The organism is Actinomadura sp. 3N407 (assembly GCF_052245875.1).
GTDB lineage: Bacteria > Actinomycetota > Actinomycetes > Streptosporangiales > Streptosporangiaceae > Spirillospora.
In genome coordinates this window covers 282,416-306,084 of sequence record NZ_JBQQBP010000003.1, presented here as the reverse complement: position 1 = coordinate 306,084, position 23,669 = coordinate 282,416, and the positions used below count along the sequence as shown (strand labels likewise).

The following is a 23,669-nucleotide window of genomic DNA, read 5'->3' as shown; positions in this document are numbered from 1 at the left end:
TCCCGCCTCCCGATAGCACATTTTCTGGTCATTCAGCGGCAATGTGCATTGCACGGTTGGGCAGACTTGATTTAAGTGTTAACGGGTGGCCAGGTTGGGACGGAAGATGGCCTTGTTTGTGGGAGTTTGTGGCGCCTAATGTCTGGATGCGGCGGGACGTCCACCACAAATCGACGTCCCGCCGGCCATTGCCGCAGATCGCGGCGGGCAATCCAGGGAGGAAGACATGCACATGTCGCGTGCCCGTTTCCGGTGGGCCGCCGTACTGGCCGGAATGGCGATCCTCGCGCACGCCGCGCCGGCACAGGCGCGGGCGGCGGAGCCCGTCGGCGCCTACCTGCTGATGGTGGCGCCGCAGGAGGGCCCCGTCACCGCGCGGACCCTGTGGTGCGACCCGGACGGAGGGACGCTCCGTGCCGCATCACAGGCCTGTGACCAGCTTCAATCCGCCGACGGGCGGGTGGCGCGGATCCCCGTGCGAGAGGGGCCGTGCACGCTGGAGTACGCGCCCGTCCGGGTGAGCGCCGACGGCACCTGGCGCGGCGAGCCGCGCCATTTCGCGCGGACCTATCCGAACCGGTGCGCCGCCATGCGCGACACCGGCGGAATTCTTTTCGGCGAGTAACCCACGGACCGCGGGCCGCCGGGATGGGAGCGGGGAGCTGTCCGGCGGCCCGCATCGAATGGAGGGCCACAATGCTCGCTTTCACCGGGCCGGATGTTCTCGTCACCTACGAGCGCACCGGCGGATTCGCCGGAATTCGGGAACGGGTGACCGTCGGTGCCACCGGGACGGCCGTCGTCAATGGCGCGAAGATCACGCTCAAGGACGAGGAAATGCGCGGCCTGCGTGACGCGCTGGGCCGCGTCGTCACCACGAGGTCTTCGGCGGCGGGGTGCGACGTCGCCGACCACTTCACCTACACGCTCACCTACCGCGGGCACCGGACGACGCGGTGCCGGATCCCGTGCGACTGGCGCGCGGCGGTCGAGCGGCTGGAGGCGCTGACCATCCGGCCCGAGGCGCTGACAAGGCGGTGACCGGTTGAGCCGCGGCGTGCCGTCCCCGTCCGCCGACCATGGGGGGCGGCACGCCGCACGTCACGGGGTGCAGGCGCGGACGTGCAGGTCCCGCATCGTGGACTCCAGGGCGGCGACCGGGCCGTCCACCCGGATACCAGGCACGACCTGCTGGATCGGGAACGGCGTGACCGGCCCCGGCGGGACGCCGAGTTCGGTGCGCCACGCGGTCAGCTGCGCGGACGAAAGGATGTAGACGATGCGGCCGAGCTCGACCCAGCCGTGCGCGGCCGAGCACATCGGGCAGTGCTCGCCGGACGTGAACACCGTGGCGGCGCGACGCTCGTCCGCGCTGAGGTTGCGGGCCGCCCAGCGGGCGATCTCGAACTCGGGGTGGCGGGTCTGGTCGCCGTCCGCGGTGCGGTTGCGGTCCTCGAACAGGACCTCGCCGGACGCGGAGACCAGGACGGACCCGAACGGCTCGTCGGCCGCCTCCAGCGCCTCGGCCGCCAGCTCGACACAGCGGTTCAAGTGGACGAGTTCAGCAGCTGTCGGTTCATAACCCATCAACCGATCATAGGCATCTCCCCAGCTAGACACCGCCCAGCCACCACCCCGACCAAGCAACAACCTCAATCGTCGCGATCGCGTCCGAAGGCAGGTTTCAAGCGAAGCGAGAAACCTGATCGCGCAGCGAGCCGCAAGGCGAGTTCGGAGCGATGCAGCGATCGCACGCAGTGCCCGCCGAAGGAAGGCGCTCCAGCGCCTGACGCCAAGGGCACTGCAATAAGCTACGCGGACTCGCGGATGACCAGGTGGGGGCGCAGGATGACCACCGGGTCCTCGACCGTCTCGCCGCGGATGCGGGAGACCAGGAGGCGGGCCATTTCCAGGCCCATCTCCTCCGGCGACTGGTGGACGGTGCTGAGCGGCGGGTCGGCCAGGGGAGCGGCGGCCGAGTCGTCGAAGCCGATCACCGCGACGTCGTCGGGGATGTGCCGGCCGTGCCGGTGCAGGACGCGCAGCGCGCCGAGCGCCATCGGGTCGTCGGCCGCGAACACCGCGTCCAGGGCCGGCTCGGCGGCCAGCAGCTTCTCCGCGGCGGCGATGCCGCTGGCCTCCCCGAAGTCGCCGTACTCGACGTACTCGCGCAGGCCCGCGGCGGCGAGGGCCTCCCGGTAGCCGGCCAGCCGGTCGATGCCCACCCCCATGTCCTGCGGGCCGGCGATGGTGGCGATCCGCCGCCGGCCACCGGAGATCAGGTGGCCGACGGCCTCGCGGGCGCCGCTGCGGTTGTCGACGTCGACGTAGCTGACCGGCGACAGGCCCGGCGGGCGGCCGCCGAGGACGGTCGGGACCCCGTTGGCCTCCAGCCTGGCGGGCAGCGGGTCCTCGGCGTGCAGGGAGGTGAGGAGCACCCCGTCCACGTGCTGGGTGGTGAGGTACTCCTCCAGCCGCCCGTACTCGGCGGGGGAGCGGGCGAGGGCGAGCAGGAGCTGCAGCCCGGTGTCGCCGAGGCCGTTGCTGATCCCCCGGATGATCCCGGCGAAGTACGGCTCGTCGAACAGCCGCTGGTCGGACTCGGCGACGACGAGCGCCACGGTGTCGGTGCGGCGGGTGACGAGCGTGCGGGCCGCGCGGTTCGGCACGTACCCGAGCTCGTCGATGGCCTTCAGCACCGCCTCGCGGGCCTGCGCGCTGACCCGCGGTGATCCGTTGACCACCCGCGATACCGTGCCACGCCCGACGCCGGCCCGCGCCGCGACCGCCTCCAGCGTGGGACGGGTGCTGCTGCCCGTCATCTGGCCCCCTTCGTCCGTACCGTCCGCCCCGTGCGGGTCAGCCCCGTTCCGGCAGACCGCCCCGCCGGATCACCCCTGCGTACCACCGTGCGCTGTCCTTGGGCACCCGGCGCTGCGTGGCGTAGTCGACGTGGACCAGCCCGAAACGCTTGGAGTAACCCCAAGCCCACTCGAAATTATCCAGCAGGGACCAGGTGAAGTAGCCGCGAAGCGCTACGCCGTCGGCGATGGCGTCGTGGCATGCCCGCAAGTGTGCGTCGATATAGGCGATGCGCCCCTCGTCCTGGACCGTGCCATTTCCGTCCGGCGCCTCGTCGTAGCCCGCGCCGTTCTCGGTGATGTACAGCGGGATCTCCGGGTATTCGCGGTGCAGCCGGGTGAGGACCTCGTGCAGGCCGTCCGCGTCGATCTCCCAGCCCATACCGGTGACGGGACGCCCGGCGGGAACGAAGCGGACATGGTCGCTGCCGACCCACGGGGAGTGCGTGGAGAACGGCGACGACGCGGTCTGCGCCGCCTCGCCGGGCGTGCCCGCGACGGTGTGCCGCGAGTAGTAGTTGATGCCGAGCTGGTCGATCGGCCGGCTGATCACGGCCAGGTCGCCGTCCGCCGGGACGAACCCGTACCGGGCGGTGTCCGCGAGGACGTCCTCGGGGTAGCGGCCGAGGAGCAGCGGGTCGAGGAACAGCCGGTTCTGCAGCCCGTCGATGCGGCGCGCCGCGTCGACGTCGGCGGGGTCGTCGGTCGCGGGGGAGACCGCGTACAGGTTGACGGCGGCGCCGAACCGGTTGTCGGGGTGGCGGGCCCGCATCGCCTCGACCGCGAGGCCGTGGCCGAGCATCAGGTGGTGGGCGGCCATCAGGGAGGCGGACGGGTCGAGGCGCCCGGGCGCGTGCTCCCCGGACGCGTAGCCGAGGAACGCCGCGCACCACGGCTCGTTCACGGTCGTCCAGTGGTGGACCCGGTCGCCGAGCGCGGCGTGCACATGCGCCGCGTACTCGGCGAACCGGTGGGCGGTCTCCCGCTCGGGCCAGCCGCCCTTGTCCTCCAGGGGCTGCGGAAGGTCCCAGTGGTAGAGGGTCGGCCACGGCTCGATGCCGGCCTCCAGCAGCGCGTCGACCAGGCGCCGGTAGAAGTCCAGGCCCTCCTGGTTGAACGCCCCGGTCCCGGACGGCTGCACCCGGGACCAGGAGATCGAGAAGCGGTACGCGGTCAGCCCGAGGTCGGACATGAGCGCCACGTCCTCGGGGAACCGGTGGTAGTGGTCCACCGCGACGTCGCCGGTGTCGCCGCCGAGCACCTTGCCGGGGGTGCGGCAGAACGTGTCCCAGATGGACGGGCCGCGCCCGCCTTCGCTCGCGGCGCCCTCGATCTGGTAAGCGGCGGTGGCGGCCCCCCAGCGGAACCCGGTCGGGAACGGTGCGGCGGCGGAGGCCGCGCTGGTGTCGTGCTTGAGGGAGGTCACGCCTTAACAGCACCTTCCATGATTCCGCCGATGATCTGGCGGCCGAAAATGATGAACACGATGAGCAGCGGCAGGACCGCCACGCTGGTGCCGGCGAACATGAGCGTGTAGTCCTGGAAGTGCGCGTTCGCCAGGTTGTTGATGGACAGCTGCACGGTCGGGTTGTCGGGGTTCAGCACCGCGAGCGGCCACATGAACTCGTTCCAGGTCTGCATGAACGTGAACAGGCCGAGGACGCCCGCGGCCGGCCGCAGCGCCGGCAGGACGACGCGCCAGTAGATGCCGAACGTGCTGCATCCGTCGACGCGGGCCGCCTCGATCAGCTCGTCGGGGACGGCCTGCTCGGCGTACTGCCGCATCATGAACACGCCGAACCCGGTGACGAGGAACGGGACGATGACGGCCTGCAGCTGGTTCTGCCAGCCCAGCTCCACCATGATCATGTAGAGCGGGATGATGCCCATCTGCACCGGGATCATCATGGTCGCGATGATGATGAGCAGCAGCCCGTTCTTGCCGCGGAAGCGCAGCTTGGCGAACGCGAACCCGGCGAGCGAGGCGAAGAACACCGTGGAGATCGTCACCGCGCCGGAGGCGATCGCGGAGTTCAGCAGGCCCTGCGCGAAGTAGGCGTCGGGGTTGCCGAACAGCCGGTCGACGTTCTCGGCGCCGTTGCCGCCGGGCAGCATCGGCGGCGGGACGTCGGCGACCACGTCGTTGGTGCGGGTCGCCACGGCGATCATCCAGTAGATCGGGAAGATCGACAGCACCAGCGCGACGATCAGCGTGAGGTAGGTCAGCGGGCTGGCGTTCCACAGGCCGCGGAAGCGGCCGGGGCGCGCGGCGGCGTGCTTGCCCTCGGCGCGCCGGTTGCCGGGGCCGGCCAGGAGCGTGGTCACTTGGTGCCTCCCGTGCGCCGCACGGCCATGAAGTTGATCAGGGAGAACACGATGATCATCACGAACAGGGCCCACGCGACGGTGGCGCCGTAGCCGTACCGGTCACTGCCGAACGCGTTGTCGTACATGTACATCGTGATCGTCTGGAACTGGTGCAACGGGCCGCCGTCCATCTTGTTCGGCGTGTGGATGCTGAACAGGACGGGCTCGGTGAACAGCTGCAACCCGCCGATCGTCGAGATGATCACCGTGAAGAGGATCGTGGGACGCAGGAGCGGGACGGTGATCTGCCAGAACTGCCGGATCCGGGACGCGCCGTCGATCGCGGCGGCCTCGTAGAGGTCCTTCGGAATCGCCTGCATGGCGGCCAGGTAGATCAGCGCGTTGTAGCCGGTCCAGCGCCAGTCGACCATCAGCGCGATGGCCAGCCAGGACCAGCCGCGGCTGCTGCTCCAGGCGATCGGGTCGATCCCGACCAGACCGATCGCCCAGTTGATCATGCCCCAGTCCTTGTCGAACATCTGGGTGAACACGATCGCGACGGCGGCGGTCGAGGTCACCAGCGGGGCGACCATCCCGATCCGGAACAGGGTCGGGACCCGCATCCGCCGGTTCAGGGCGTTGGCGACCATCAGCGCGAGCAGCAGCTGCGGGACGGTCGCGATGACGAAGATCCCGATGGTGTTGACCGTGGCGTGCCAGAAGTCGGCGTCGGTCAGCAGGTAGTCGTAGTTGTCCAGCCCGACGAACTCGCGTGTCCCGGACGCCAGTTCCCAGTCGTGCAGGGACACCCAGAGGGTGAAGACCAGAGGGAACGCGCCGAAGATCAGGAAGACGAGGTAGAACGGCGAGATGAAGGCGTAGGGAGCGCCCTTCACGTCGAGCTTGGCCAGCCGTGCCCGCCAGGTGCGGCCGGGCCGCGGACGGGCCTTCGCCGGCGAGGGCGGGGGGCCGTTCCGGCTGGGGCGCAGATCGGTGGTCACGTCGTGCGCCTCCTTTCCGAGGACGGGACTGAGCGGGAGATGGGTACGGCGGCGGCGCCGGCGGGGAGGTAACGGCACGGCGCCGCCGCCGTGGTCTGGAGGTCGCCGGGGGTTACCTGGCGGCCTTCTCAGCCTCCTCCACGGACTTGCCCCATGCGCCGCCGGCGTCCTGCTTGCCCTGGCCCACCGAGACCAGGACGTTCTCGACCGCGGCCCGCACGTCCTCGTTCTTCGGCCCGAGGTGGACCGGCTTCACCGAGGCCACCAGCTCACCGAAGATCTTGCCGATCGGGGCGTCGTTGAAGTACTCGCTCTTGGCGCCCGCGACCGCCGGGTCCTGCGCGGCCTGCGGCGAGGACGGGAAGACCTTCGCCTCCTTGAACGCGCCGACCTGGCCCTCGGGGGAGGTCAGGAACTTGGCCAGCTCCGCGGCCTCCTTGGCGTGCTTGGTCTGCTCGGGAACGGCCAGCCACGAGCCGCCCCAGTAGCCGGAGCCGCCCGGGGTGGTCGCGACGTCCCACTTGCCCTTGCCGGCCTCACCGGAGAACTCCTCGATGCCGCCGAGCATCCAGGACGGGCACGGCACGGTGGCGAACGTGTCGCGCTTGAGCGCCGTCTGCCACGGCGGCGTGAAGATCGACATGTCGGCGGTGAGCTTGTTCTGCTCGAACTTCAGCGTCGTGTCGAACGCCTGCTTCACGGCCGGGTTGGACTCGTAGACCAGGTTGTTCTCCTTGTCGAAGAAGCTGTGCCCGGGGCCGTTGCCGGCGTTCTGCAGGACGGTGGCGCGGAAGACGGCCGTGGGGCCGTCCAGCCACTTGCTGTCGGGCATCTTCTCCTGGAACTTCTGCCCGGTGGCGAGGAACTCGTCCCAGGTCGCCCAGAGCTTGCCGACCTCTTCGCGATCGGTCGGCAGGTCGGCCTTCTCGAACAGGTCCTTGCGGTAGCACATGGCGAGCGGGCCGACGTCGGTGCCGAGCCCGACGAGCCGCTTGCCGTCGGGGCTGATGCCCATCTGCCACTTCCAGGGCAGGAAGTTCTGCTGCAGCCCCTTGCCGCCGTGGTCGTAGAGGTTGACGAACTTGGCCGCCTGCTGCATGTAGAGCGGCAGGATTCCCTCCTCCAGCATGACGACGTCGCCGGCGCCGCTGCCGGTCGCCATCCACTGCTGGATGCGCGGCTTGTACTCGTCGAGGCTGGAGACCTTGCGCTGCTTGATCTTGACGTTGGGGTGGGACTGCTCGTACTGCTTGTAGAGCGCGTCGTAGCCCGGCTCGCCGAAGACGTCGACGGTGAGCTCGACCGGACCGCCGTCCGAGCCGCCGCCGTCGTCGTCCCCGCCGCAGGCGACGACCAGGCCGCCGACGAGTACCGCAGCCATCGCCGTACTCAGTCCGCGCCGCATGATGGCCCTCATGGCGGACCCCTCTCAGGTTGGTGACTTCCAGGTGTGTGGGAGCGCTCCCACGGATGAAAGACCGTGACCGGGCTCACTGTCAATGCGCCGAAATAGAACCGTTACAACAAGCTAGCCGAGGAGCGAGGCTGGTCAGGCCCGTCCCGACCCGTGGTCAGCCCCCGGTCAACTCTTCTCGGCGGGTGCCAGCCGGGCCGCCGCCGGGGCCGGCGCCGTCGAGCGCCGGACGACGAGTTCCGGCCGGTAGAGCAGCTCCGTGCGGGGTGCGCGGGCCCCGCGGATCTCGTCCAGGACGGTGCTCACGGCGGCCATCGACATCTCCCGCACCGACTGCCGGACCGTGGTCAGCGGAGGGTCGAGGTAGGCGGTCAGCGGCGAGTCGTCCATGCCGGTGACCGAGACGTCCGCGGGCACCCGCAGGCCGCGCTGCCGGGCGGCCCGGATCGCGCCGAGCGCCATGATGTCGTTGCCGCCGCAGATCGCCGTGCAGCCCGCGTCGAGCAGCCGGGTCGCCGCCGCCTGCCCGCCCTCGACCGTGTACATGGTGTTGACGATCAGCCCGTCCACCTCGTCGGGCGTCAGGTCGGTGTGCGCCGCCATGCCGCGCCGGAAGCCCTCGGTCTTGCGCCGCGTCGGCACGTACACGTCCTGGCCGATCGCCAGCCCGATCCGCCGGTGGCCCATTGCGGCCAGATGCGCGACGATCGCCTCCAGCGACGCGACGTCGTCATTGGAGATGAACGGGGCGTCGATGTCGGGCCGGTACCCGTTCACCAGGACGATCGGCAGCGCCTGCTCCAGCAGCCGCGCGTACCGCGCCCGGTCGGAGTTGGCGTTGGCGTGCAGGCCGTTGACGAAGATGATCCCGGCGACGCCGCGTTCCAGCAGCATCTCGATGTAGTCGTCCTCGGCGATGCCGCCCGGCGCCTGCGAGCACAGCACCGCCATGTACCCGTGCCGGGCCAGCGCGCTCTCGATGACCTCGGCGAACGCCGGGAAGATCGGGTTGGTCAGCTCGGGGATGATCAGCCCGATCAGCCCGGCCCGCCGCTGGCGCAGGCGGGCCGGGCGCTCGTAGCCGAGCACGTCCAGGGCGGTCAGCACCGCCTGGCGCGTGGTCGGGGACACGCCCGGCTTGCCGTTGAGCACGCGGCTCACGGTCGCCTCGCTCACCCCGGCGTGTACCGCGATGTCCGCCAGGCGTGTCGTCATGGGTTTCAAATTAGCCGTCCTCCTTGACGTCCCACCACAGTGCGGTGTCCGGGGGCAGTTCGACGTGGTCCCCGTCCGTGTGGACCGGTCCGCTCGCGAGGAGCGGGGTCCCGTGCGCGGGGACGCGGGCGGTACGGCCGCCCATGTTGACGGCGCACGCGAGCCGCCGGTCCCCGTCCGCCGTTTCCCGGACGAACAACAGTGTGCCCGCTGGACTGGCCAGCCAGAGCAGCGAGCCGTCGCCGAGCGCGGGATGTTCCCGCCGGACGCGCAGCGCCTCGTGGTAGAGCGACAGCATGGAGCCCGGGTCGGCGTGCTGCGCGGCGACCGTGAGGTCGCGCCATTCGGTGGGGATCGGGAGCCAGGAGTCGGCGCCCGCGCCGAACCCGAACGGGGGCTCCTCGCCCTCCCACGGCATCGGGACGCGGCAGCCGTCGCGGCCCGCGCCCTCGCCGCGCAGCCGCTGCGGGTCCTGCTGGAACTCCTCCGGCAGGTCGAGCACCTCGGGCAGGCCGAGCTCCTCGCCCTGGTAGACGTAGGACGAGCCGGGCAGCGCGAGCGTCAGCAGCGCCGCCGCGCGGGCGCGCCGCAGGCCCCGCTCCCCGTCGCCGTACCGGGTGACGTGCCGTTTCACGTCGTGGTTGGACAGCACCCAGGTCGCGGGCGCGCCGACCGCCCCGGCGGTGCGCAGCGACTCGTCGATCACCTTCCGCATCCCGGACGCCTCCCAGGGCGCGGTCAGGTAGTGGAAGTTGAACGCCTGGTGCAGCTCGTCCGGGCGGGTGTAGGCGGCGAGGCGCTCGGGGGTCGGCGCCCACGCCTCGGCGACGGCGATCCGCTCCCCGTCGTAGGAGTCGAGCAGGCGGCGCCACGCGCGGTGGATGTCGTGGACGGGATCCTGGTCGAAGTACGGCAGGACGGCCGTGCCGAGCATCTCGACCTGGTCGGTGTGGCCGACGTCCGGGAGCCCCGGCGCCTTGGCCATGCCGTGCGCGACGTCCACCCGGAAGCCGTCGACGCCGAGGTCGAGCCAGAACTTCAGGATGTCCGCGACCTCGGTGTGGACCTCGGGGTTCTCCCAGTTGAGGTCGGGCTGCTCGGGGGCGAACAGGTGCAGGTACCACTGGCCGTCCGGCAGCCGGGTCCAGGCGGGCCCGCCGAACACCGACTCCCAGTCGTTGGGCGGCTCGGCGCCGTCCGGTCCCCGCCCGTCGCGGAAGATGTAGCGGGCGCGCTCGGGGGAGCCGGGGGACGCGGCGAGCGCGGCCCGGAACCAGGCGTGCCGGTCGGAGGTGTGGTTGGGGACGACGTCCACGATGATCCGCAGGCCGTGGGCGTGCGCGTCCGCGATCAGGTCGCGGGCGTCGGCGAGCGTGCCGAACAGCGGGTCGACGTCGCGGTAGTCGGCGACGTCGTAGCCGAAGTCGGCCATCGGGGAGACGTAGAACGGGGTCAGCCACAGCGCGTCGACGCCGAGGCCGGCCAGGTACGGCAGCCTGGCCCTGATGCCCGGCAGGTCGCCGACGCCGTCCCCGTCGGAGTCGGCGAAGCTGCGCACGTACACCTGGTAGATGACGGCGTCGCGCCACCAGCGGGCGCCGCCCCCCGTGTGGCCAGGCGCGGCGAGGTTCTCGGCGGGGACGATAAGGGTGTCCTGGGTCATGAACATCCTTCGGATCGGTAGCTGTCGGCGTGCACTCGGTTCACTTCGGTTCACTTGACTCCGCCGGCGGTGAGGCCGGCGACGATCCGGCGCTGGAAGACCAGCACCACGACGATCAGCGGGACGGTCACGATCACGCCCGCCGCCATCTGGGTGCCGAACGGCTGGTCGAACCCGGAGACGCCGGTGAACTTGGAGATCGCGACCGTGGCGGTCTGCATCTCCTTCTTGTTGACCATGGACAGCGCGATGAGGAACTCGTTCCACGCGGCGATGAAGGTCAGGATCGCCGTGGTGAACACCCCGGGCGCCGCCAGCGGAATGATGATCTTGCGGAACGCCTGGCCGCGGGTGCAGCCGTCCACCATCGCCGCCTGCTCCAGCTCGAACGGCAGCTGCCGGAAGAACGCCGTGAGCAGCCAGACCGACAGCGGCAGCGCGAACCCGAGGCTCGGCAGCACCATCGCCTGGTAGGTATTGATCCACTTGATGTCGGTGAAGAGCTTCAGCAACGGAACCAGCTGGGAGATTCCCGGGAACATCGTGGTCGCGATGATCAGGCCGAGGACCGCGTTCTTGAACCGGAAGTCCAGCCGGGCCAGCGCGTACGCGGTGAACGTGCCGATGAGCAGCGTCAGCACGGTCGTGCTGCCGGCCACGATGAGGCTGTTCACAAGCGCGCGGCCGAACCCGTTGTCGCCGGAGAACACCGCGGAGAAGTTCTCCCACGACCACCGCACCGGGATGATCGTGTTGTCGAACTGGTCCTGCGGCCGGCGGAACGCCGAGATCGTCATCCAGTAGAACGGCGCGAGGCAGTAGACCGCCACCAGTGCGAACCCGAGGTAGGACAGCGTCCGGCGGGTGAGGGAGCCGTTCACGCGGCCACCTTCTTCCGCCTGCCGCCGCGTCCGGGGTGCCGGCGCGCCTCGCCGATGATGTCGGCGCCGAGCAGCTTCACGAACAGGTACGCGATCAGCGCGATGTACAGGAACAGGACGGTCGCGTACGCCGCCGCCGACCCGTACCGCAGGTTGGACGCCTCGAACCAGGCGATCATCGTCAGGGTCTCCACGGACTTCTGGTTGACGCCGATCAGGACGGCGGGCAGGTCGAACATGCGCAGCACGTCCAGCATGCGGAACAGCACGGCGACCAGCAGCGCGGGCTTGACCAGCGGCAGCGTGATCCGCCAGAACTGCTGGACCGCGCCGGCGCCGTCCACCCGCGCCGCCTCGTAGACGTCCCGGGGGATCATCTGCAGCCCGGCGAGGACCAGCAGCCCGATGAACGGGGAGGTCTTCCACACCTCGGCGACGACGACGGCCATCTTGGCGGGGAACCCGTCGGCGGTCCACAGGATCTGCTCGCGCAGCAGCGCGTTCGCGGCGCCGTCCGCCTGGAAGATCCACCGCCACAGCAGGCCGGAGATCGCGGTCGGGATCGCCCACGGGACGAGGATGCTGGCGCGCACCACGGACCGTCCCCGGAACATCTGGTGCATGATCAGCGCCATCGCGACGCCGATCACGGTCTCCAGGACGACGGTGGTGACGGTGAAGAACGTCGTGTTGCCGAAGGCGTTCCAGAACGCTTCGGCCCGGTCGCCCTGGAAGATCGCGGTGTAGTTGCCGAGGCCGACGAACCGGTCGCCTTCCACGACGAACCCCTGGGCGTCGAGGCCCTCGCCCCGCGCGTAGAGCGACTCGCGGAAGCCGGCGAGGACCGGGTAGCCGATGACCAGCGCGAGGACGAGCAGCGTCGGGGACAGCAGCAGTGCCGCGAGCCGCCTCGTCCCCTGCACGTCGCCCTTGGCGCGGCGTCCGCGCGGCGCGTCCGCCGCGGGGGCTCCCGCGGCGGACGGCTTCTCGTCGTGGGTCGCGGTCATGCCGCTCACTGCGCGGTCAGCGGCCGGAGCTTCGCCTGCAGGTCGGAGAGTGCCTGCTCGGCGGTCTTCTCACCGGTGACGGCGTCGTACATCTCGCCCTGGATCGCGGCGGTCACGTCGCCGTACTTCACCGCGACGGGACGCGGCCTGGCGGTCGTGATGGCCTGCTTGAGGACCGGCAGGTACGGGAACCTCTTCACCATCTCCGGGTCGTCGTAGAGCGCGGCGATCGTCGGGGCCTGCGAGGTCGCGAGCAGGTTGGCGCGCTGCGCCGCCTCGCCGGTCAGGTACCGGATGAAGTCGAGCGAGGTGGCCTTGTTCTTCGCGAACGCGGAGATCGCGAGGTTGTGCCCGCCGAGGTTCGCGACGCCGGGGCCGTCCGGTCCGGGCAGCGGCGCGACCGCGAAGTCGCCCGCCACCTCCGACGAGCCGTCGTCGGAGTCGGCCAGCGCGTACTGGTAGGGCCACTGCCGCTGGAACAGCAGCTTCCCTGACTGGAAGTAGCGGCGCCCGCCCTCGGTGTCGAGCGTGACGGCCTCGTCCGGCATCCGGGTCTTCTTGGCGTTCACCAGGAACTCGACGCCCTGCTCGGCCTGCGGGGTGTTCAGCGTCGGCTTGCCGTCCTCGCCGATGATCGAGCCGCCCGCGGCGGCGATCGCCTCGACCGCGCTGATCGTCATGCTCTCGGTCTTGTTGACCTCGGTGAAGTAGCAGTCGACGTCCTCGCCCTCGGGCAGCTCCCGCACCTTGTCGCAGGCGTCCCACATCTCGTCGTAGGTCTTCGGCGGCTCGGAGATCCCGGCCTTGTCGAGGAGGTCCTCGCGGTAGTACAGCATCCCGGCGTCCGACGTGGACGGCACCGCGTAGAGCCGGCCCCGGTACTGCCCGGTCTTGATCGTCGCCGGCAGCATCGCCGCCAGGTCGATCCTGTCCTTGGGAAGCTCGGTCAGCCACCGGTTGGCGGCGAACTCGGCGGTCCACACGACGTCGAGGTTCAGCACCGAGTAGGCGTCCGACTTCGTCGTGGCGTTCTGGATCATCTGCTGACGCTGGTCGTTCGGCTCGTCCGGCAGCTCGATGACGCGGACCTGCTCCTCCGGGTGGTCGGCGTTCCAGCCGTCCACCTGCTTCTGCAGGTTGCCGGACCGGTCCTTGCCGGTCACGAACGTGATCGGCCCGCGGCCCCGCAGGCTCTCCGCGCTCGTACCGCCCTGCGAGCCGCCGTCGTCATCGCCGCCGCAGGCGGTGAGCGAGAGCGCGAGGGCGGCGCAGACGACGGTGCCGACGAGAGGGGCGCCGCCGATCTGGGGGATGCGCCGCATGGTGTCCTCCTTAGCGGGACGCCCCTTCGGGGGCCGTCGTCCCGCAGGTCGGGGATTGGGGTGGCTGGAGCGGGACGTTAGCAACGCGTTTCAGTCTCGTAAACACCTTGCAGAAACTTTCAGCAAGTCCGTGGCCGATCTGTAACTCTTTACAACGGCTCCGGGCAAACCGGGTCGACATGCCGCGGCGCCTGCGCCAGGCTGCCCCCGTGAACGACAGCGCACTCGACCTCGTCCGCGACCACACGGTCCTGTCGGTCGTGACCGGGTCGCGAGCCTACGGGCTGGCGACCGATGACAGTGACGTCGACCGGCGCGGCGTCTACGCGGCGCCCGCCCCGCTGTTCTGGCGTTTCATTAAGCCGCCCACCCACCTGGACGGCCCGCTGCCCGAGCAGTTCTCCTGGGAGCTGGAAAGGTTCTGCGAGCTGGCCCTGGCCGCCAACCCGACCGTCCTGGAGTGCCTGTGGTCGCCGCTGGTCGAGAAGGTCACCCCGGTCGGCGAGGAGCTTCTCGCCGTCCGGCCCGCCTTCCTGTCCCGGCACGCGCACCGCACCTTCCGCCGCTACGCCGAGGCGCAGTTCCGCAAGCTCGAAGGCGACTTGCGCAACGGCGGCCTGCCGCGCTGGAAGCACGTCATGCACATGCTGCGGCTGCTCATCAGCGGCCTGGACCTCGTCCGGCACGGCGAGCCGCGCGTCGACGTCGGCGACCAGCGCGACCGGCTCCTCGCCGTCCGGCGCGGCGAGGTCGGCTGGGACGAGATCCAGGCCTGGCGCGCCGCCCTCGCCGCCGACCTGGACCAGGCCCTGGACGGCAGCCCGCTGCCCCCCGAACCCGGCCGCGCGGAGGTCGAGGAACTGCTGATCTCCGTACGACGCAGGAGCGTCGACCGGTGAACCTCCCCGAAGGCATGCTCGACCGTCTCGCGGCCGGCCACCCCTATCCCCGCGCGTTCGTCACGGTCAGCGGCGCCCACCTGTACGGGTTCCCCTCGGAGGACTCCGACGTCGACCTGCGCGGCGTGCACCTGCTGCCCCTCGAAGAGATCGTCGGCCTGAAGACGGGAGACGAGACCGTCACCCTCATGTGGGACCACGCGGGCGTGGAGGCCGACGCCGTCACTCACGACCTGGGCAAGTTCTGCGGCCTCCTCCTGCGGCGCAACGGGTACGTCCTGGAACAGGTCATGTCGCCGCTCGTCGTCACCACGTCGCCGGTGCACGAAGAACTGAAGGAACTCGTCCCGGGACTTCTCACCTTCCACCACGCGCACCACTACCTGGGCTTCGCCCGAACCCAGTGGAAGGCGTTCGAGAAGACGAACGAGCTGAAGCCGCTCCTCTACACGTTCCGCGTCCTGCTGACGGGCATCCACCTGATGCGGGCGGGCGAGATCGAGGCCGACCTGACGCGCCTCGCCGGCGACGGGCCGGCCTACCTGCCCGACCTGATCGAGGCCAAGCGCGCCGCCGAGCACGGCGCGCTGCCCGGGGACGCGCCCGCCCCGTCCCGCCTCCAGGCCGACACGGCCGCGCTCACCGCACGCCTCAAAGAGGAACGCGACCGCAGCGACCTCCCAGAACACACCGCGAACTTCCGTGCCTTGCACGACCTCGTGGTCCGAACGCGCCTACGCTGAACCTTGCGGCGTCTCCCCTCCGTGCCACTGGGATATACGGACTGTTCAACGCAACCACCTGGTGCGTCCGCCACGTACCACGGGTGATTGCGGAGCCGAGGAAGGGGAGCGATGCGGGACCAGGGCATCGACCAGAAGGACATCGCGGAGGCGGATCTCAGAACCCGGCGGGGCGTGTTCCGCGCCGTCGCGTTCCGGGACCCGGTCGACGGGCACGAGCACATGGCGCTCTTCCGGGGCGACATCCGGGGCCGGGAGAACGTGCTCGTGCGAACGCACTCCGAGTGCATGACCGGCGACATCTTCGCCGCCACGCGCTGCGAGTGCGGGGACCAGCTCGGCGCGGCGCTGGACGCGATCGTCCGCGAGGGCGCCGGTGTCCTGGTGTACCTGCGCGGGCACGAGGGGCGCGGGATCGGGCTGGTGGCGAAGGTTCGCACCCACATCCTGCAGGACGACCAGGGGCTCGACACCGTGGACTCCGCCACGGCCATCGGCCTGCCGGTGGACGTCCGCGACTACGGGCCGGCGGCGCGCATCCTCGGGTATCTCGGGGTCCGGTCCGTGCTGCTGCTGTCGAACAACCCGGTCAAGGTGAGCGCGCTGGAGTCCTACGGCGTCGCCGTCGCGGCGCGCGTGCCGCTCCTCGTCCCGGTCAGCGACGACAACGTGCGCTACCTCACCGCCAAACGCGACCGCCTCGGCCACGACCTCCCGCAGCTGGACGGCCCCCGGCTCGACGCCGCCGCGCTCGGTGAGGCACCGGTCAGCGAGGTCCACGGATGACGCGGCCGATGGCGGTCACGCGGCCGCAGCCGGTGACGCGGCCGATCCGTACCGCCCCGCCGCCCGCCCGGTACACCTTCGGGTCACCGCGCGCGAAGCGGTTCCCGCCGACCCGGAACGTCGAGCTGGCGGCCGCGGCCGGCCTGCAGTTCGCGCTGCTGGCGCTGCTGCGGCCCGGGATCGCGGGCGTGGCCGTGGGCGTCGTGTACGCGCTGGCGTCGTGGGGCGTCCTCAGCGCGGCGTTCCGCGGGCGGCGGACGCTGGGGCCCGCCGATCACGTCACGCTGGGGCGCGTTGTGCTCACGGGCGGTGTCGCGGCCCTGGTGGCGGGGCATCTGATGGGTGACGGACACACGTGGACGCTGGTCGCGGTCGCGTCGGTGGCGCTCGTCCTGGACGGGGTGGACGGGCAGGTCGCCCGGCGCACCGGGACGGCGTCGAAGCTCGGCGCCCGGTTCGACATGGAGGTCGACGCCTTCCTCGTGCTGGTGCTGAGCGTGCAGGTCGCGTGGTCCGCCGGGGCGTGGGTGCTGGCGATCGGGGCCATGCGGTACGTGTTCGGCGCGGCCGCGTGGGCGGCGCCGTGGCTGCGTGCGGACCTGCGGCCGAGCGTCGCGCGCAAGGGCGTCGCGGTGGTGCAGGGCGTGGCGCTGACGGTGGCCGCGGCGGGCGTCGTCCCGTACGCGGGTCTGCTGGCGGCGGCGGCGCTCGCGCTGCTGCTGTGGTCGTTCGGACGGGACGTCGCGTGGCTGTTCACGCGGCGGCACACGAGCCGGCCGGGGGCCCGGTCGAGTCGGGGGAGGAGCACGGATGGAGCGCGACGCCCGCGCCTTCTGGATCCGGTCGCCCGGTGAGGGGGAGATCCGTGACGTCGTCCTGCCGGAGCCGGGGCCGGGTGAGGTGCTGGTCCGGACGGTCCGCTCGGGGGTGAGCCGGGGGACGGAGTCGATCGTCTTCCGCGGCGGCGTCCCCCCGAACCAGCACGCGATCATGCGGGCGCCGTTCCAGGACGGGACGTTCCCGGGCCCGGTCAAGTACGGGTACCTGAACGTCGGCGTGGTCGAGCACGGCCCGTCCGGGCTGGCCGGCCGGCATGTGTTCTGCCTCTACCCGCACCAGACCCGGTACGTCGTCCCGGCGGGCGCGGTCTGCCCGGTCCCGGACGGGGTGCCGCCGGAGCGGGCCGTCCTGGCCGGGACGGTGGAGACCGCCGTGAACGCGCTGTGGGACGCGGCGCCGCTCGTCGGCGACCGCATCGCCGTGGTGGGCGCCGGGATGGTCGGCTGCTCGGTCGCCGGGGTCCTCGCCGGGTTCCCGGGCGCCGACGTCCAGCTGGTCGACACCGACCCGTCCCGCGCCGGTGTCGCGCGGGCGCTCGGTGTCCGGTTCGTCCTCCCGGACGAGGCCGAGAGCGGCTGCGACCTGGTGGTCCACGCCAGCGCCACCGAGGCGGGGCTGGCCCGGTCACTGGAACTGCTCGCGCCGGAGGGGGAGGTCGTGGAGCTGAGCTGGTACGGCGACCGGCGGATCAGCGTCCCGCTGGGCGAGTTCTTCCACTCGCGGCGGCTGACCGTCCGGGGCAGCCAGGTCGGGGCCGTGCCGCCGGCCCGCCGGGCGCGGCGGAGCTTCGCCGACCGGCTGGCGCTGGCGCTGCGGCTGCTTTCGGACCCCGCGTTCGACGCGCTGATCACCGGCGAGAGCGCCTTCGGCGACCTGCCGCGGATCATGCCGCGCCTGGCGAGCGGTGAACTTCCGGCCCTCTGCCACCGAATCACCTACTGAGTCCTTTCGAACCCGACCACCTGGAGGACGACCTTGTTCGGCATCACCGTCCGCGACCACGTCATGATCGCCCATAGTTTCCGCGGCGAGGTCTTCGGCCCGGCGCAGCGGCTGCACGGCGCGACGTACGTGGTGGACGCGACGTTCCGCCGGGGCGGCCTCGACCCCGACGGCCTCGTCGTCGACATCGGGCTCGCCACCCGCGAGCTCGGCGAGGTCCTGGGCGGGCTGAACTACCGCAACCTGGACGACGAGCCGGACTTCGCGGGCGTCAACACCTCGACGGAGTTCCTCGCCAAGGTCATCGCCGACCGGCTCGCCGAACGGGTCCACGCGGGCGCGCTCGGCGAGAACGCCCGCGGCCTGGCCGGCATCAAAGTGGCACTGCACGAGTCGCACGTCGCGTGGGCCGACTACGAGCGTGCGCTGTGAGCGGTCACGAGATCCGCTTCGTCGTCCCGGGCGACATCGACGACGCCGACGTGCCGAGCGGCGGCAACCACTACGACCGGCGGCTGCGCGACGGGCTCACGGCGTCGGGGCGCACCGTCCGGGAGATGGCGATGCCGGGGGCGTGGCCGCGCCCCGACGCCGCGGCCCGGACCGGTCTCGCCCGGTCGCTCGCGGCGCTGCCGGACGGCGCCGTCGTCCTGCTGGACGGCCTGGTGGCGTGCGGCGTCCCGGAGATCGTCGTCCCGGAGGCGAGCCGGCTCAGGCTCGCCGTCCTCGTCCACCTCCCGCTGGCGGACGAACCGGGGCAGGACGACCTGAACGCGGGCGAGCGCAGGGTGCTGGAGGCGGCCGGGGCCGTCGTGGCGACGAGCCCGTGGGCCAAGGAGCACCTCATCTCCCACCACGGCCTCGAAGCGTCCCGCGTCCACGCCGTCACCCCCGGGACCGACCCCGCGTCGCTCGCGGCCGGCACCGACGGGACGACCCGCCTGCTGTGCGTCGCGTCGGTGACGCCGCGCAAGGGCCACGACGTCCTCGTCGAGGCCCTCGCCACTCTCGCGCACCTGCCGTGGCACTGCGAGTTCGTCGGGCCGCTGCGCCGCGACCCGGAGTACGTGACGCGCCTGCACCGCCTGATCGCCCGGCACCGCCTCGGCGAGCGGATCCACCTTGAGGGGCCGCTGACCGGCAAGCGGCTTGACGACGCCTACGCCGGCGCCGACCTCGCCGTCCTCGCGTCCCGCGCCGAGACGTACGGGATGGTCGTGACCGAGGCCCTCGCGCGCGGCGTCCCCGTCGTCGCGACGTCGGTGGACGGCGTCCCCGACACGCTCGGCTGGGACCCCACGGGCGCCGTCCCGGGGCTCCTCGTCCCGCCGGACGATCCCGCGGCGCTGGCCGCGGCGCTGCGCCGCTGGCTGGTGGAACCCGAGCTGCGGAGCCGGCTGCGCGCCGCCGCCCGGCTGCGCCGCGGCATGCTGCCCGGCTGGGACGACACCGCCCGCGGCATGGCCACCGTCCTGTCCCGCCTGCGCAGGGAGACCCGATGAGTTTCGATCCCTCATGGCTGGCGCTGCGGGAGGGCGCCGACGCCGCCGCCCGCGCCTCCGAGCTGCTCGACCCGCTCCGGGACGCGCTCCCGCCGGGTGAGCCGCTGGTCATCTGGGATCTCGGCTGCGGCACCGGCTCCCTGGGACGCTGGCTGTCGGGCCGGCTGCGCGGACCGCAGCATTGGATCCTGTACGACCACGATCCCGAACTGCTCGACCGGGCCCGCGACAACGTCTACGTCACCGCGGACGGGCTGCCCGCGACGATCGAGACCCGCAAGGGCGACCTCGGATCGCTGCGCGCGTCCGACCTCGTCGGCGCGTCGCTGGTCACCGCGTCCGCGCTGCTGGACGTGCTGACCGCCGCCGAGGTCGAGGCCCTCGCCGCCGCGACGGCCTGCCCGGCGCTGCTGACCCTGTCGGTCGTCGGACGGGTCCGGCTGTCGCCGGCAGACCCGCTCGACGCCGAGATCGCCGCCGCGTTCGACGCCCACCAGCGCCGCGACGGCCTCCTCGGGCCGGACGCCGTCACCGCCGCGACCGCGGCGTTCGGGCGGCGCGGCGCGTCGGTCCGGACGCGCCCGAGCCCGTGGCGGCTCGGCCCCGACCAGGCCGCGCTGACCGCCGAGTGGCTGCGGGGCTGGGTCGCGGCCGCCGCCGAGCAGCGTCCCGGCCTGGACCGGGTCGCCGGCGGCTACCTGCGCCGGCGGCTCGCCGAATGCGCCGCCGGCGGGCTCACCGTCGAGATCCACCACGTCGACCTGCTCGCTCTCCCCGGGGGTTCATCGTGAAGAAGCTGTGGCCCTGGCTGCGCCTGCTGTCCGGGGTCGGCATCCTCGCCGGGCTCCTGTGGTGGCACAGCACCGACGCGTTCGTGGACGCGTTCCAGGCCATCGACGCCCGGTCCGTCGTCATCGCCCTCGCCATCGGGCTGCTGACGACCGCGCTCAGCGCGGCCCGGTGGTGCCTGGTCGCCCGGCGCCTCGGCCTGCGGCTGCCCATGACCGAGGCCGTCTCGAACTACTACAAGGCCCAGTTCCTCAACGCGGTGCTGCCCGCGGGGGTTCTCGGCGACGTCCACCGCGCGGTCAGCCACGGTCATCGGTCCGGTGACGTCGCCCGCGGGGTGAGGGCCGTGTTCCTCGAAAGGGTGACGGGCCAGGTCGTCCCGGTCGTCGTGGGCGTCGCCGTCCTGTTCACCCAGCCGGCCGTGCTGTCGGCCATGGCGCCGGTCATGACCCCGGCCCTGGTCACGATCGCGGTCGTCCTGAGCGTGCTGCTCGTCCTGGCGCGCTGGCGCCACCGCGCCCTGGCGGCCATGGTCGCCGACGCGCGCGCCGTCCTCGACATCTGGCCCGCCGTCGTGGTGCTGTCCGTCGCCGCCCTGGCCGGGCATCTGACCCTGTTCGTGGTCGCCGCCCGCCTCGTCGGCGCGGCGGCGCCCCTCGTCACCCTGGTGCCGCTGCTCCTGCTGGCACTGCTCGTGATGGTGCTGCCGGTGAACGTCGGCGGCTGGGGTCCCCGCGAGGCCGTCCTCGCCGTCGCGTTCGGCGCCGCCGGGCTCGGGTCAGCGCAGGGCCTGACCGTCTCCGTCGTGTACGGGGTGCTCACGTTCGTCGCGTGCCTGCCCGGCGCCGCCACCCTGCTGCTGAAGCGCCGCGAGGCAGTCCCCGAAGGCCGCGACCAGGCTCCGCAGAGCGTCCCGGCCCTTGCCGGCGCCGCCCAGTGACGGCCGCCCGATGACGCCCGACGCGGTGTAGGGGGCCATCCCCGCCGTCAGCAGGTGCCGCCGGTCGTCGGCCAGGTGATCGGCGGTCTCGTACCCGTCCCGCACGAGTTCCGGGTGGGCGTGCAGCAGGATCGACGTTTCCAGCTCCCCGGCGTGCATGTCGCCGTCGTTCGACGTCTCGATGCCCGCCGCCTTCCGCGCCTCGGTCCACTCGTCGGGGCCGGGGAACAGCGCCATGTCGCCGTGCGCCTCCTGGACGACGTTGCCCAGCACGTAGTTGCCGCCGTGCCCGTTCACCAGCACCAGTTTCGGCACACCGGACCTGCGCAGCGACTCGGCGATGTCCCGGACCACCGCGTGCAGGGTCGCCGCCGAGATGCTCACCGTCCCGGGCCAGGCCGCGTGCTCGTGCGAGCACGAGATCGTCACGGGCGGGAGCGTCCGAACCGGATGAGCCTTCGCGACCTCACGCGCGATCGTGCAGGCGATCACCGTGTCCGTCGCGAGCGGCAGGAAGGGGCCGTGCTGCTCGTGGCTCCCGATCGGCAGGACCGCCACCGGGACGTCCGGTTCCTCGGAACTCGTGTGCATCGGCAACATGCCCACACTCTGCCGCATCCCGCCCCGGACCGGGCGGGCTCAGCCGTCCGGCAGTTCTCGGACGAGGGCGCCGACCTGGCCGGTCTCGGTGAGGAAGCCGTCGTGCCCGCTGGACGACTCGATCACCCGCAGGCGGTCCGAGCCCGGAACGCCGGACGCCGGCCCGGCCTGCTGCGGCAGCGGGTGGAGCCGGTCGGAGTCGACGCCGGCCGCCGGCGTCCGGGCCGTCACCCGGTGCGGCGCGGCGCCTTCCCGAGCCGGTCGGCGCGCGGTCAGGCGGGCACGAGATCTTCACGGGCGGGGGCGTCCGCACCGGGTGCGTATTCGCGATCTCCATCGCGCTCGTGCAGGTGATCAAGGCGCCCGTCGCCCGCGGCTTGCACGGGCCGCGCCGCTCGTGGCACCGGGCCGCCGGGACGACCGGAGCTCCGCGGCGCGTGTGCGCCGGCGGCGAGAACGTCACCTCGCCGCACCTGCTCGGCGACCGAGACCAGCGCCATCGCGCCCGCCAGCAGGGCGGCCGCGACGAGCCCGTCCGTCCAGTAGTGGTTCGCCGTCACGACCACCACCAGCACCGTGACCGGCGCGTGCATGGCGATGACCCACCGCCACCGGCTCCGCGACACCCGCACCACCGTGACGGCGACGAGAATCGCCCAGCCGATGTGCAGCGACGGCATCGCCGCGTACTGGTTGGCGATCCCGTCGGCCTCCGGTGGATACGCGGACGGCCCCACGGTCAGCATCGTGTCCACGGCACCGATGTGCGCCAGCCGCGGCGGCGCCAAGGGGAACAGCACATGCACCACCAGCCCGGCCGCCGTCAGCGCCACCAGCTGGTTCCGCACCCTGCCGTAGGACGGCCGGTGCCGAACATAGAGCCAGACCAGCAGCAACGCCGTCCCGGGAAAGTGCATGCCCACGTAATACACATTCGCCAGGAACGCCGTCTGGTCCCATCCGAGGGCCCACTGCTGGAAATCCACTTCGCTCGGCAGCCACGACCGCTGGAACTCCCACAGGCGCGCCGCGTTCGCCATCGCCTCGGCGGGACCGTGGTCGAACAGCGCCCGCCCCCACTTGTAGAAGGCGAACAGGACCGCCAGCAGCCCCACCTCGGTGACCAGTGGCCGCATCCGGCCCCGCATCACGTCGCTGCTCGCCATCGGTGTCCTCCCCGTGTGCTCGTCTCCGCCCAATCACAACCTTCGCGTCCGACACTTTCCGGGGCACTGGTCCCAGCCACCCGACCGGAGGAGGGAAGGCCCCTTGGCGACGGTGGAGTTAACCCCACCACTCCCGTAGATTCCGGCGCATGATCACTGGTGAATGGCTCAACCCGCCCCCGGTCGCCGACCACGACGGATCCGACCTCCTCGTCACCGCCGGGAAGGGCAGCGACTTCTGGCGGACGACGTCCTACGGCTACAACCGCGACAGCGGCCACGCGCTCCTGTCGCCGCTCGGCCCCGAGGCCGCCGCCGAAGTCTCCTTCATCGCCGACTACGACCACCAGTTCGACCAGGCCGGTCTCCTGCTCCGCCTGGACGAGACCACCTGGATCAAAGCGGGCGCCGAATACTGCGACGGCGAACTCCAGCTCGGCGCGGTCGTCACCCACGACGTCTCGGACTGGTCGTCCGCCCCCGTCCCCTGGACCGGCCGCGAAGTCACCCTCCGGGCCAGCCGCAGCGGCGACGCCGTCACCATCCGCGCCCGCGCCGGCGACGACCCGTGGCACCTGATCCGACTGGCCCCCTTCCCGGTGGGCGTCCCGGCCACGGCCGGCCCCTACTGCTGCGCTCCCGAACGCGACGGCCTGACCGTCCGCTTCACCCGCGCGTCCATCGGCGCCCCCGACGGGGCCGTTCACGCCTGAGGCTGTACCCAAGCACTTACTTGCTAGTACCCTCTCGGCGGGACGGCGGCGAGAGGGGCGGACGATGCCGATCACACC

General features: G+C 71.8%; 24 protein-coding genes and 2 pseudogenes. 12 read left to right on the top strand and 14 right to left on the bottom strand.

Annotation, left to right across the window (positions count from 1 at the left end; translation table 11 throughout):
• The first annotated feature begins 226 nt into the window (after positions 1-226).
• Together ACTWPP_RS09200 and ACTWPP_RS09195 are read left to right on the top strand one after the other, a co-directional pair.
• Complete coding sequence (locus tag ACTWPP_RS09200; RefSeq protein ID WP_443103720.1) at positions 227-625, top strand: SSI family serine proteinase inhibitor; 399 nt, start codon at positions 227-229, stop codon at positions 623-625.
• A gap of 71 nt (positions 626-696) precedes the next feature.
• Complete coding sequence (locus ACTWPP_RS09195; RefSeq protein ID WP_443103719.1) at positions 697-1,041, top strand: hypothetical protein; 345 nt, start codon at positions 697-699, stop codon at positions 1,039-1,041.
• Between the two features lie 60 nt (positions 1,042-1,101).
• Here ACTWPP_RS09195 and ACTWPP_RS09190 read toward each other — a convergent pair whose 3' ends face one another.
• The 11 genes from ACTWPP_RS09190 to ACTWPP_RS09140 all read right to left on the bottom strand — a co-directional run bounded on the left by ACTWPP_RS09190 (position 1,102) and on the right by ACTWPP_RS09140 (position 13,671).
• Complete coding sequence (locus ACTWPP_RS09190) at positions 1,102-1,587, bottom strand: nucleoside deaminase (RefSeq protein ID WP_443103718.1); 486 nt, start codon at positions 1,585-1,587, stop codon at positions 1,102-1,104.
• A gap of 224 nt (positions 1,588-1,811) precedes the next feature.
• Positions 1,812-2,822 (bottom strand): LacI family DNA-binding transcriptional regulator, encoded by a 1,011-nt coding sequence (locus tag ACTWPP_RS09185; protein WP_443103717.1) that lies wholly within the window; start codon positions 2,820-2,822, stop codon positions 1,812-1,814.
• Positions 2,823-2,859: 37 nt separating this feature from the next.
• Complete coding sequence (locus tag ACTWPP_RS09180; protein ID WP_443103716.1) at positions 2,860-4,287, bottom strand: GH1 family beta-glucosidase; 1,428 nt, start codon at positions 4,285-4,287, stop codon at positions 2,860-2,862.
• Positions 4,284-5,186 (bottom strand): carbohydrate ABC transporter permease, encoded by a 903-nt coding sequence (locus tag ACTWPP_RS09175; RefSeq protein WP_443103715.1) that lies wholly within the window; start codon positions 5,184-5,186, stop codon positions 4,284-4,286. The genes ACTWPP_RS09180 and ACTWPP_RS09175 overlap by 4 nt, the downstream gene beginning before the upstream one ends.
• On the bottom strand, positions 5,183-6,169 hold the full coding sequence (locus ACTWPP_RS09170) for a carbohydrate ABC transporter permease (RefSeq protein WP_443103714.1): 987 nt from the start codon (positions 6,167-6,169) through the stop codon (positions 5,183-5,185). Before ACTWPP_RS09170 ends, ACTWPP_RS09175 begins: the two co-directional genes overlap by 4 nt.
• 112 nt (positions 6,170-6,281) lie before the next feature.
• Entirely contained in the window at positions 6,282-7,550 is a 1,269-nt protein-coding gene (locus ACTWPP_RS09165; protein WP_443103713.1) for an ABC transporter substrate-binding protein, read from the bottom strand.
• Between the two features lie 201 nt (positions 7,551-7,751).
• A complete protein-coding gene (locus tag ACTWPP_RS09160) occupies positions 7,752-8,798 on the bottom strand; it encodes a LacI family DNA-binding transcriptional regulator (protein ID WP_443103712.1) in 1,047 nt (348 codons plus the stop codon).
• A 10-nt stretch (positions 8,799-8,808) separates the two neighbouring features.
• The gene (locus tag ACTWPP_RS09155; RefSeq protein ID WP_443103711.1) at positions 8,809-10,461 is read right to left on the bottom strand and encodes a glycoside hydrolase family 13 protein; all 1,653 of its coding nucleotides are present in this window, start codon (positions 10,459-10,461) and stop codon (positions 8,809-8,811) included.
• Positions 10,462-10,511: 50 nt separating this feature from the next.
• On the bottom strand, positions 10,512-11,342 hold the full coding sequence (locus ACTWPP_RS09150; protein ID WP_443103710.1) for a carbohydrate ABC transporter permease: 831 nt from the start codon (positions 11,340-11,342) through the stop codon (positions 10,512-10,514).
• A complete protein-coding gene (locus ACTWPP_RS09145; protein WP_443103709.1) occupies positions 11,339-12,349 on the bottom strand; it encodes a carbohydrate ABC transporter permease in 1,011 nt (336 codons plus the stop codon). The genes ACTWPP_RS09150 and ACTWPP_RS09145 overlap by 4 nt, the downstream gene beginning before the upstream one ends.
• 5 nt (positions 12,350-12,354) lie before the next feature.
• The gene (locus tag ACTWPP_RS09140) at positions 12,355-13,671 is read right to left on the bottom strand and encodes an ABC transporter substrate-binding protein (protein WP_443103708.1); all 1,317 of its coding nucleotides are present in this window, start codon (positions 13,669-13,671) and stop codon (positions 12,355-12,357) included.
• A gap of 209 nt (positions 13,672-13,880) precedes the next feature.
• Here ACTWPP_RS09140 and ACTWPP_RS09135 point away from each other — a divergent pair, with 209 nt between their 5' ends.
• From ACTWPP_RS09135 to ACTWPP_RS09095, 9 genes and pseudogenes are all read left to right on the top strand, one after another.
• Entirely contained in the window at positions 13,881-14,570 is a 690-nt protein-coding gene (locus tag ACTWPP_RS09135; RefSeq protein WP_443103707.1) for a nucleotidyltransferase domain-containing protein, read from the top strand.
• Complete coding sequence (locus tag ACTWPP_RS09130; RefSeq protein WP_443103706.1) at positions 14,567-15,313, top strand: nucleotidyltransferase domain-containing protein; 747 nt, start codon at positions 14,567-14,569, stop codon at positions 15,311-15,313. The genes ACTWPP_RS09135 and ACTWPP_RS09130 overlap by 4 nt, the downstream gene beginning before the upstream one ends.
• A gap of 111 nt (positions 15,314-15,424) precedes the next feature.
• The gene (locus tag ACTWPP_RS09125) at positions 15,425-16,099 is read left to right on the top strand and encodes a GTP cyclohydrolase II (RefSeq protein ID WP_443103705.1); all 675 of its coding nucleotides are present in this window, start codon (positions 15,425-15,427) and stop codon (positions 16,097-16,099) included.
• The gene (locus ACTWPP_RS09120; RefSeq protein ID WP_443103704.1) at positions 16,096-16,953 is read left to right on the top strand and encodes a CDP-alcohol phosphatidyltransferase family protein; all 858 of its coding nucleotides are present in this window, start codon (positions 16,096-16,098) and stop codon (positions 16,951-16,953) included. The genes ACTWPP_RS09125 and ACTWPP_RS09120 overlap by 4 nt, the downstream gene beginning before the upstream one ends.
• Entirely contained in the window at positions 16,910-17,881 is a 972-nt protein-coding gene (locus tag ACTWPP_RS09115; RefSeq protein WP_443103703.1) for a zinc-dependent alcohol dehydrogenase, read from the top strand. The genes ACTWPP_RS09120 and ACTWPP_RS09115 overlap by 44 nt, the downstream gene beginning before the upstream one ends.
• A gap of 33 nt (positions 17,882-17,914) precedes the next feature.
• Complete coding sequence (locus tag ACTWPP_RS09110) at positions 17,915-18,313, top strand: 6-pyruvoyl trahydropterin synthase family protein (protein WP_443103702.1); 399 nt, start codon at positions 17,915-17,917, stop codon at positions 18,311-18,313.
• Positions 18,310-19,383, top strand: a complete 1,074-nt coding sequence (locus tag ACTWPP_RS09105) for a glycosyltransferase family 4 protein (RefSeq protein ID WP_443103701.1) — start codon at positions 18,310-18,312, stop codon at positions 19,381-19,383. Before ACTWPP_RS09110 ends, ACTWPP_RS09105 begins: the two co-directional genes overlap by 4 nt.
• Positions 19,380-20,174 (top strand): class I SAM-dependent methyltransferase, encoded by a 795-nt coding sequence (locus ACTWPP_RS09100; RefSeq protein ID WP_443103700.1) that lies wholly within the window; start codon positions 19,380-19,382, stop codon positions 20,172-20,174. The genes ACTWPP_RS09105 and ACTWPP_RS09100 overlap by 4 nt, the downstream gene beginning before the upstream one ends.
• A pseudogene (locus ACTWPP_RS09095) lies at positions 20,102-20,947 on the top strand (lysylphosphatidylglycerol synthase domain-containing protein); the annotation flags it as partial. The gene ACTWPP_RS09100 and the pseudogene ACTWPP_RS09095, both read left to right, overlap by 73 nt.
• 3 nt (positions 20,948-20,950) lie before the next feature.
• On the opposite strand, the gene ACTWPP_RS09090 reads toward ACTWPP_RS09095, so the two are convergent.
• The 3 genes and pseudogenes from ACTWPP_RS09090 to ACTWPP_RS09080 all read right to left on the bottom strand — a co-directional run bounded on the left by ACTWPP_RS09090 (position 20,951) and on the right by ACTWPP_RS09080 (position 22,878).
• On the bottom strand, positions 20,951-21,712 hold the full coding sequence (locus ACTWPP_RS09090) for a creatininase family protein (RefSeq protein WP_443103699.1): 762 nt from the start codon (positions 21,710-21,712) through the stop codon (positions 20,951-20,953).
• Between the two features lie 39 nt (positions 21,713-21,751).
• Positions 21,752-21,955: pseudogene (locus ACTWPP_RS09085) on the bottom strand (homoserine O-acetyltransferase); the annotation flags it as partial.
• A 29-nt stretch (positions 21,956-21,984) separates the two neighbouring features.
• Complete coding sequence (locus ACTWPP_RS09080; protein ID WP_443103698.1) at positions 21,985-22,878, bottom strand: phosphatase PAP2 family protein; 894 nt, start codon at positions 22,876-22,878, stop codon at positions 21,985-21,987.
• Between the two features lie 149 nt (positions 22,879-23,027).
• On the opposite strand from ACTWPP_RS09080, the gene ACTWPP_RS09075 reads away from it, so the two are divergent.
• Positions 23,028-23,591: a DUF1349 domain-containing protein gene (locus ACTWPP_RS09075; protein ID WP_443103697.1), complete on the top strand. Its 564-nt coding sequence runs from the start codon at positions 23,028-23,030 to the stop codon at positions 23,589-23,591.
• The last annotated feature ends 78 nt before the right edge of the window (positions 23,592-23,669 follow it).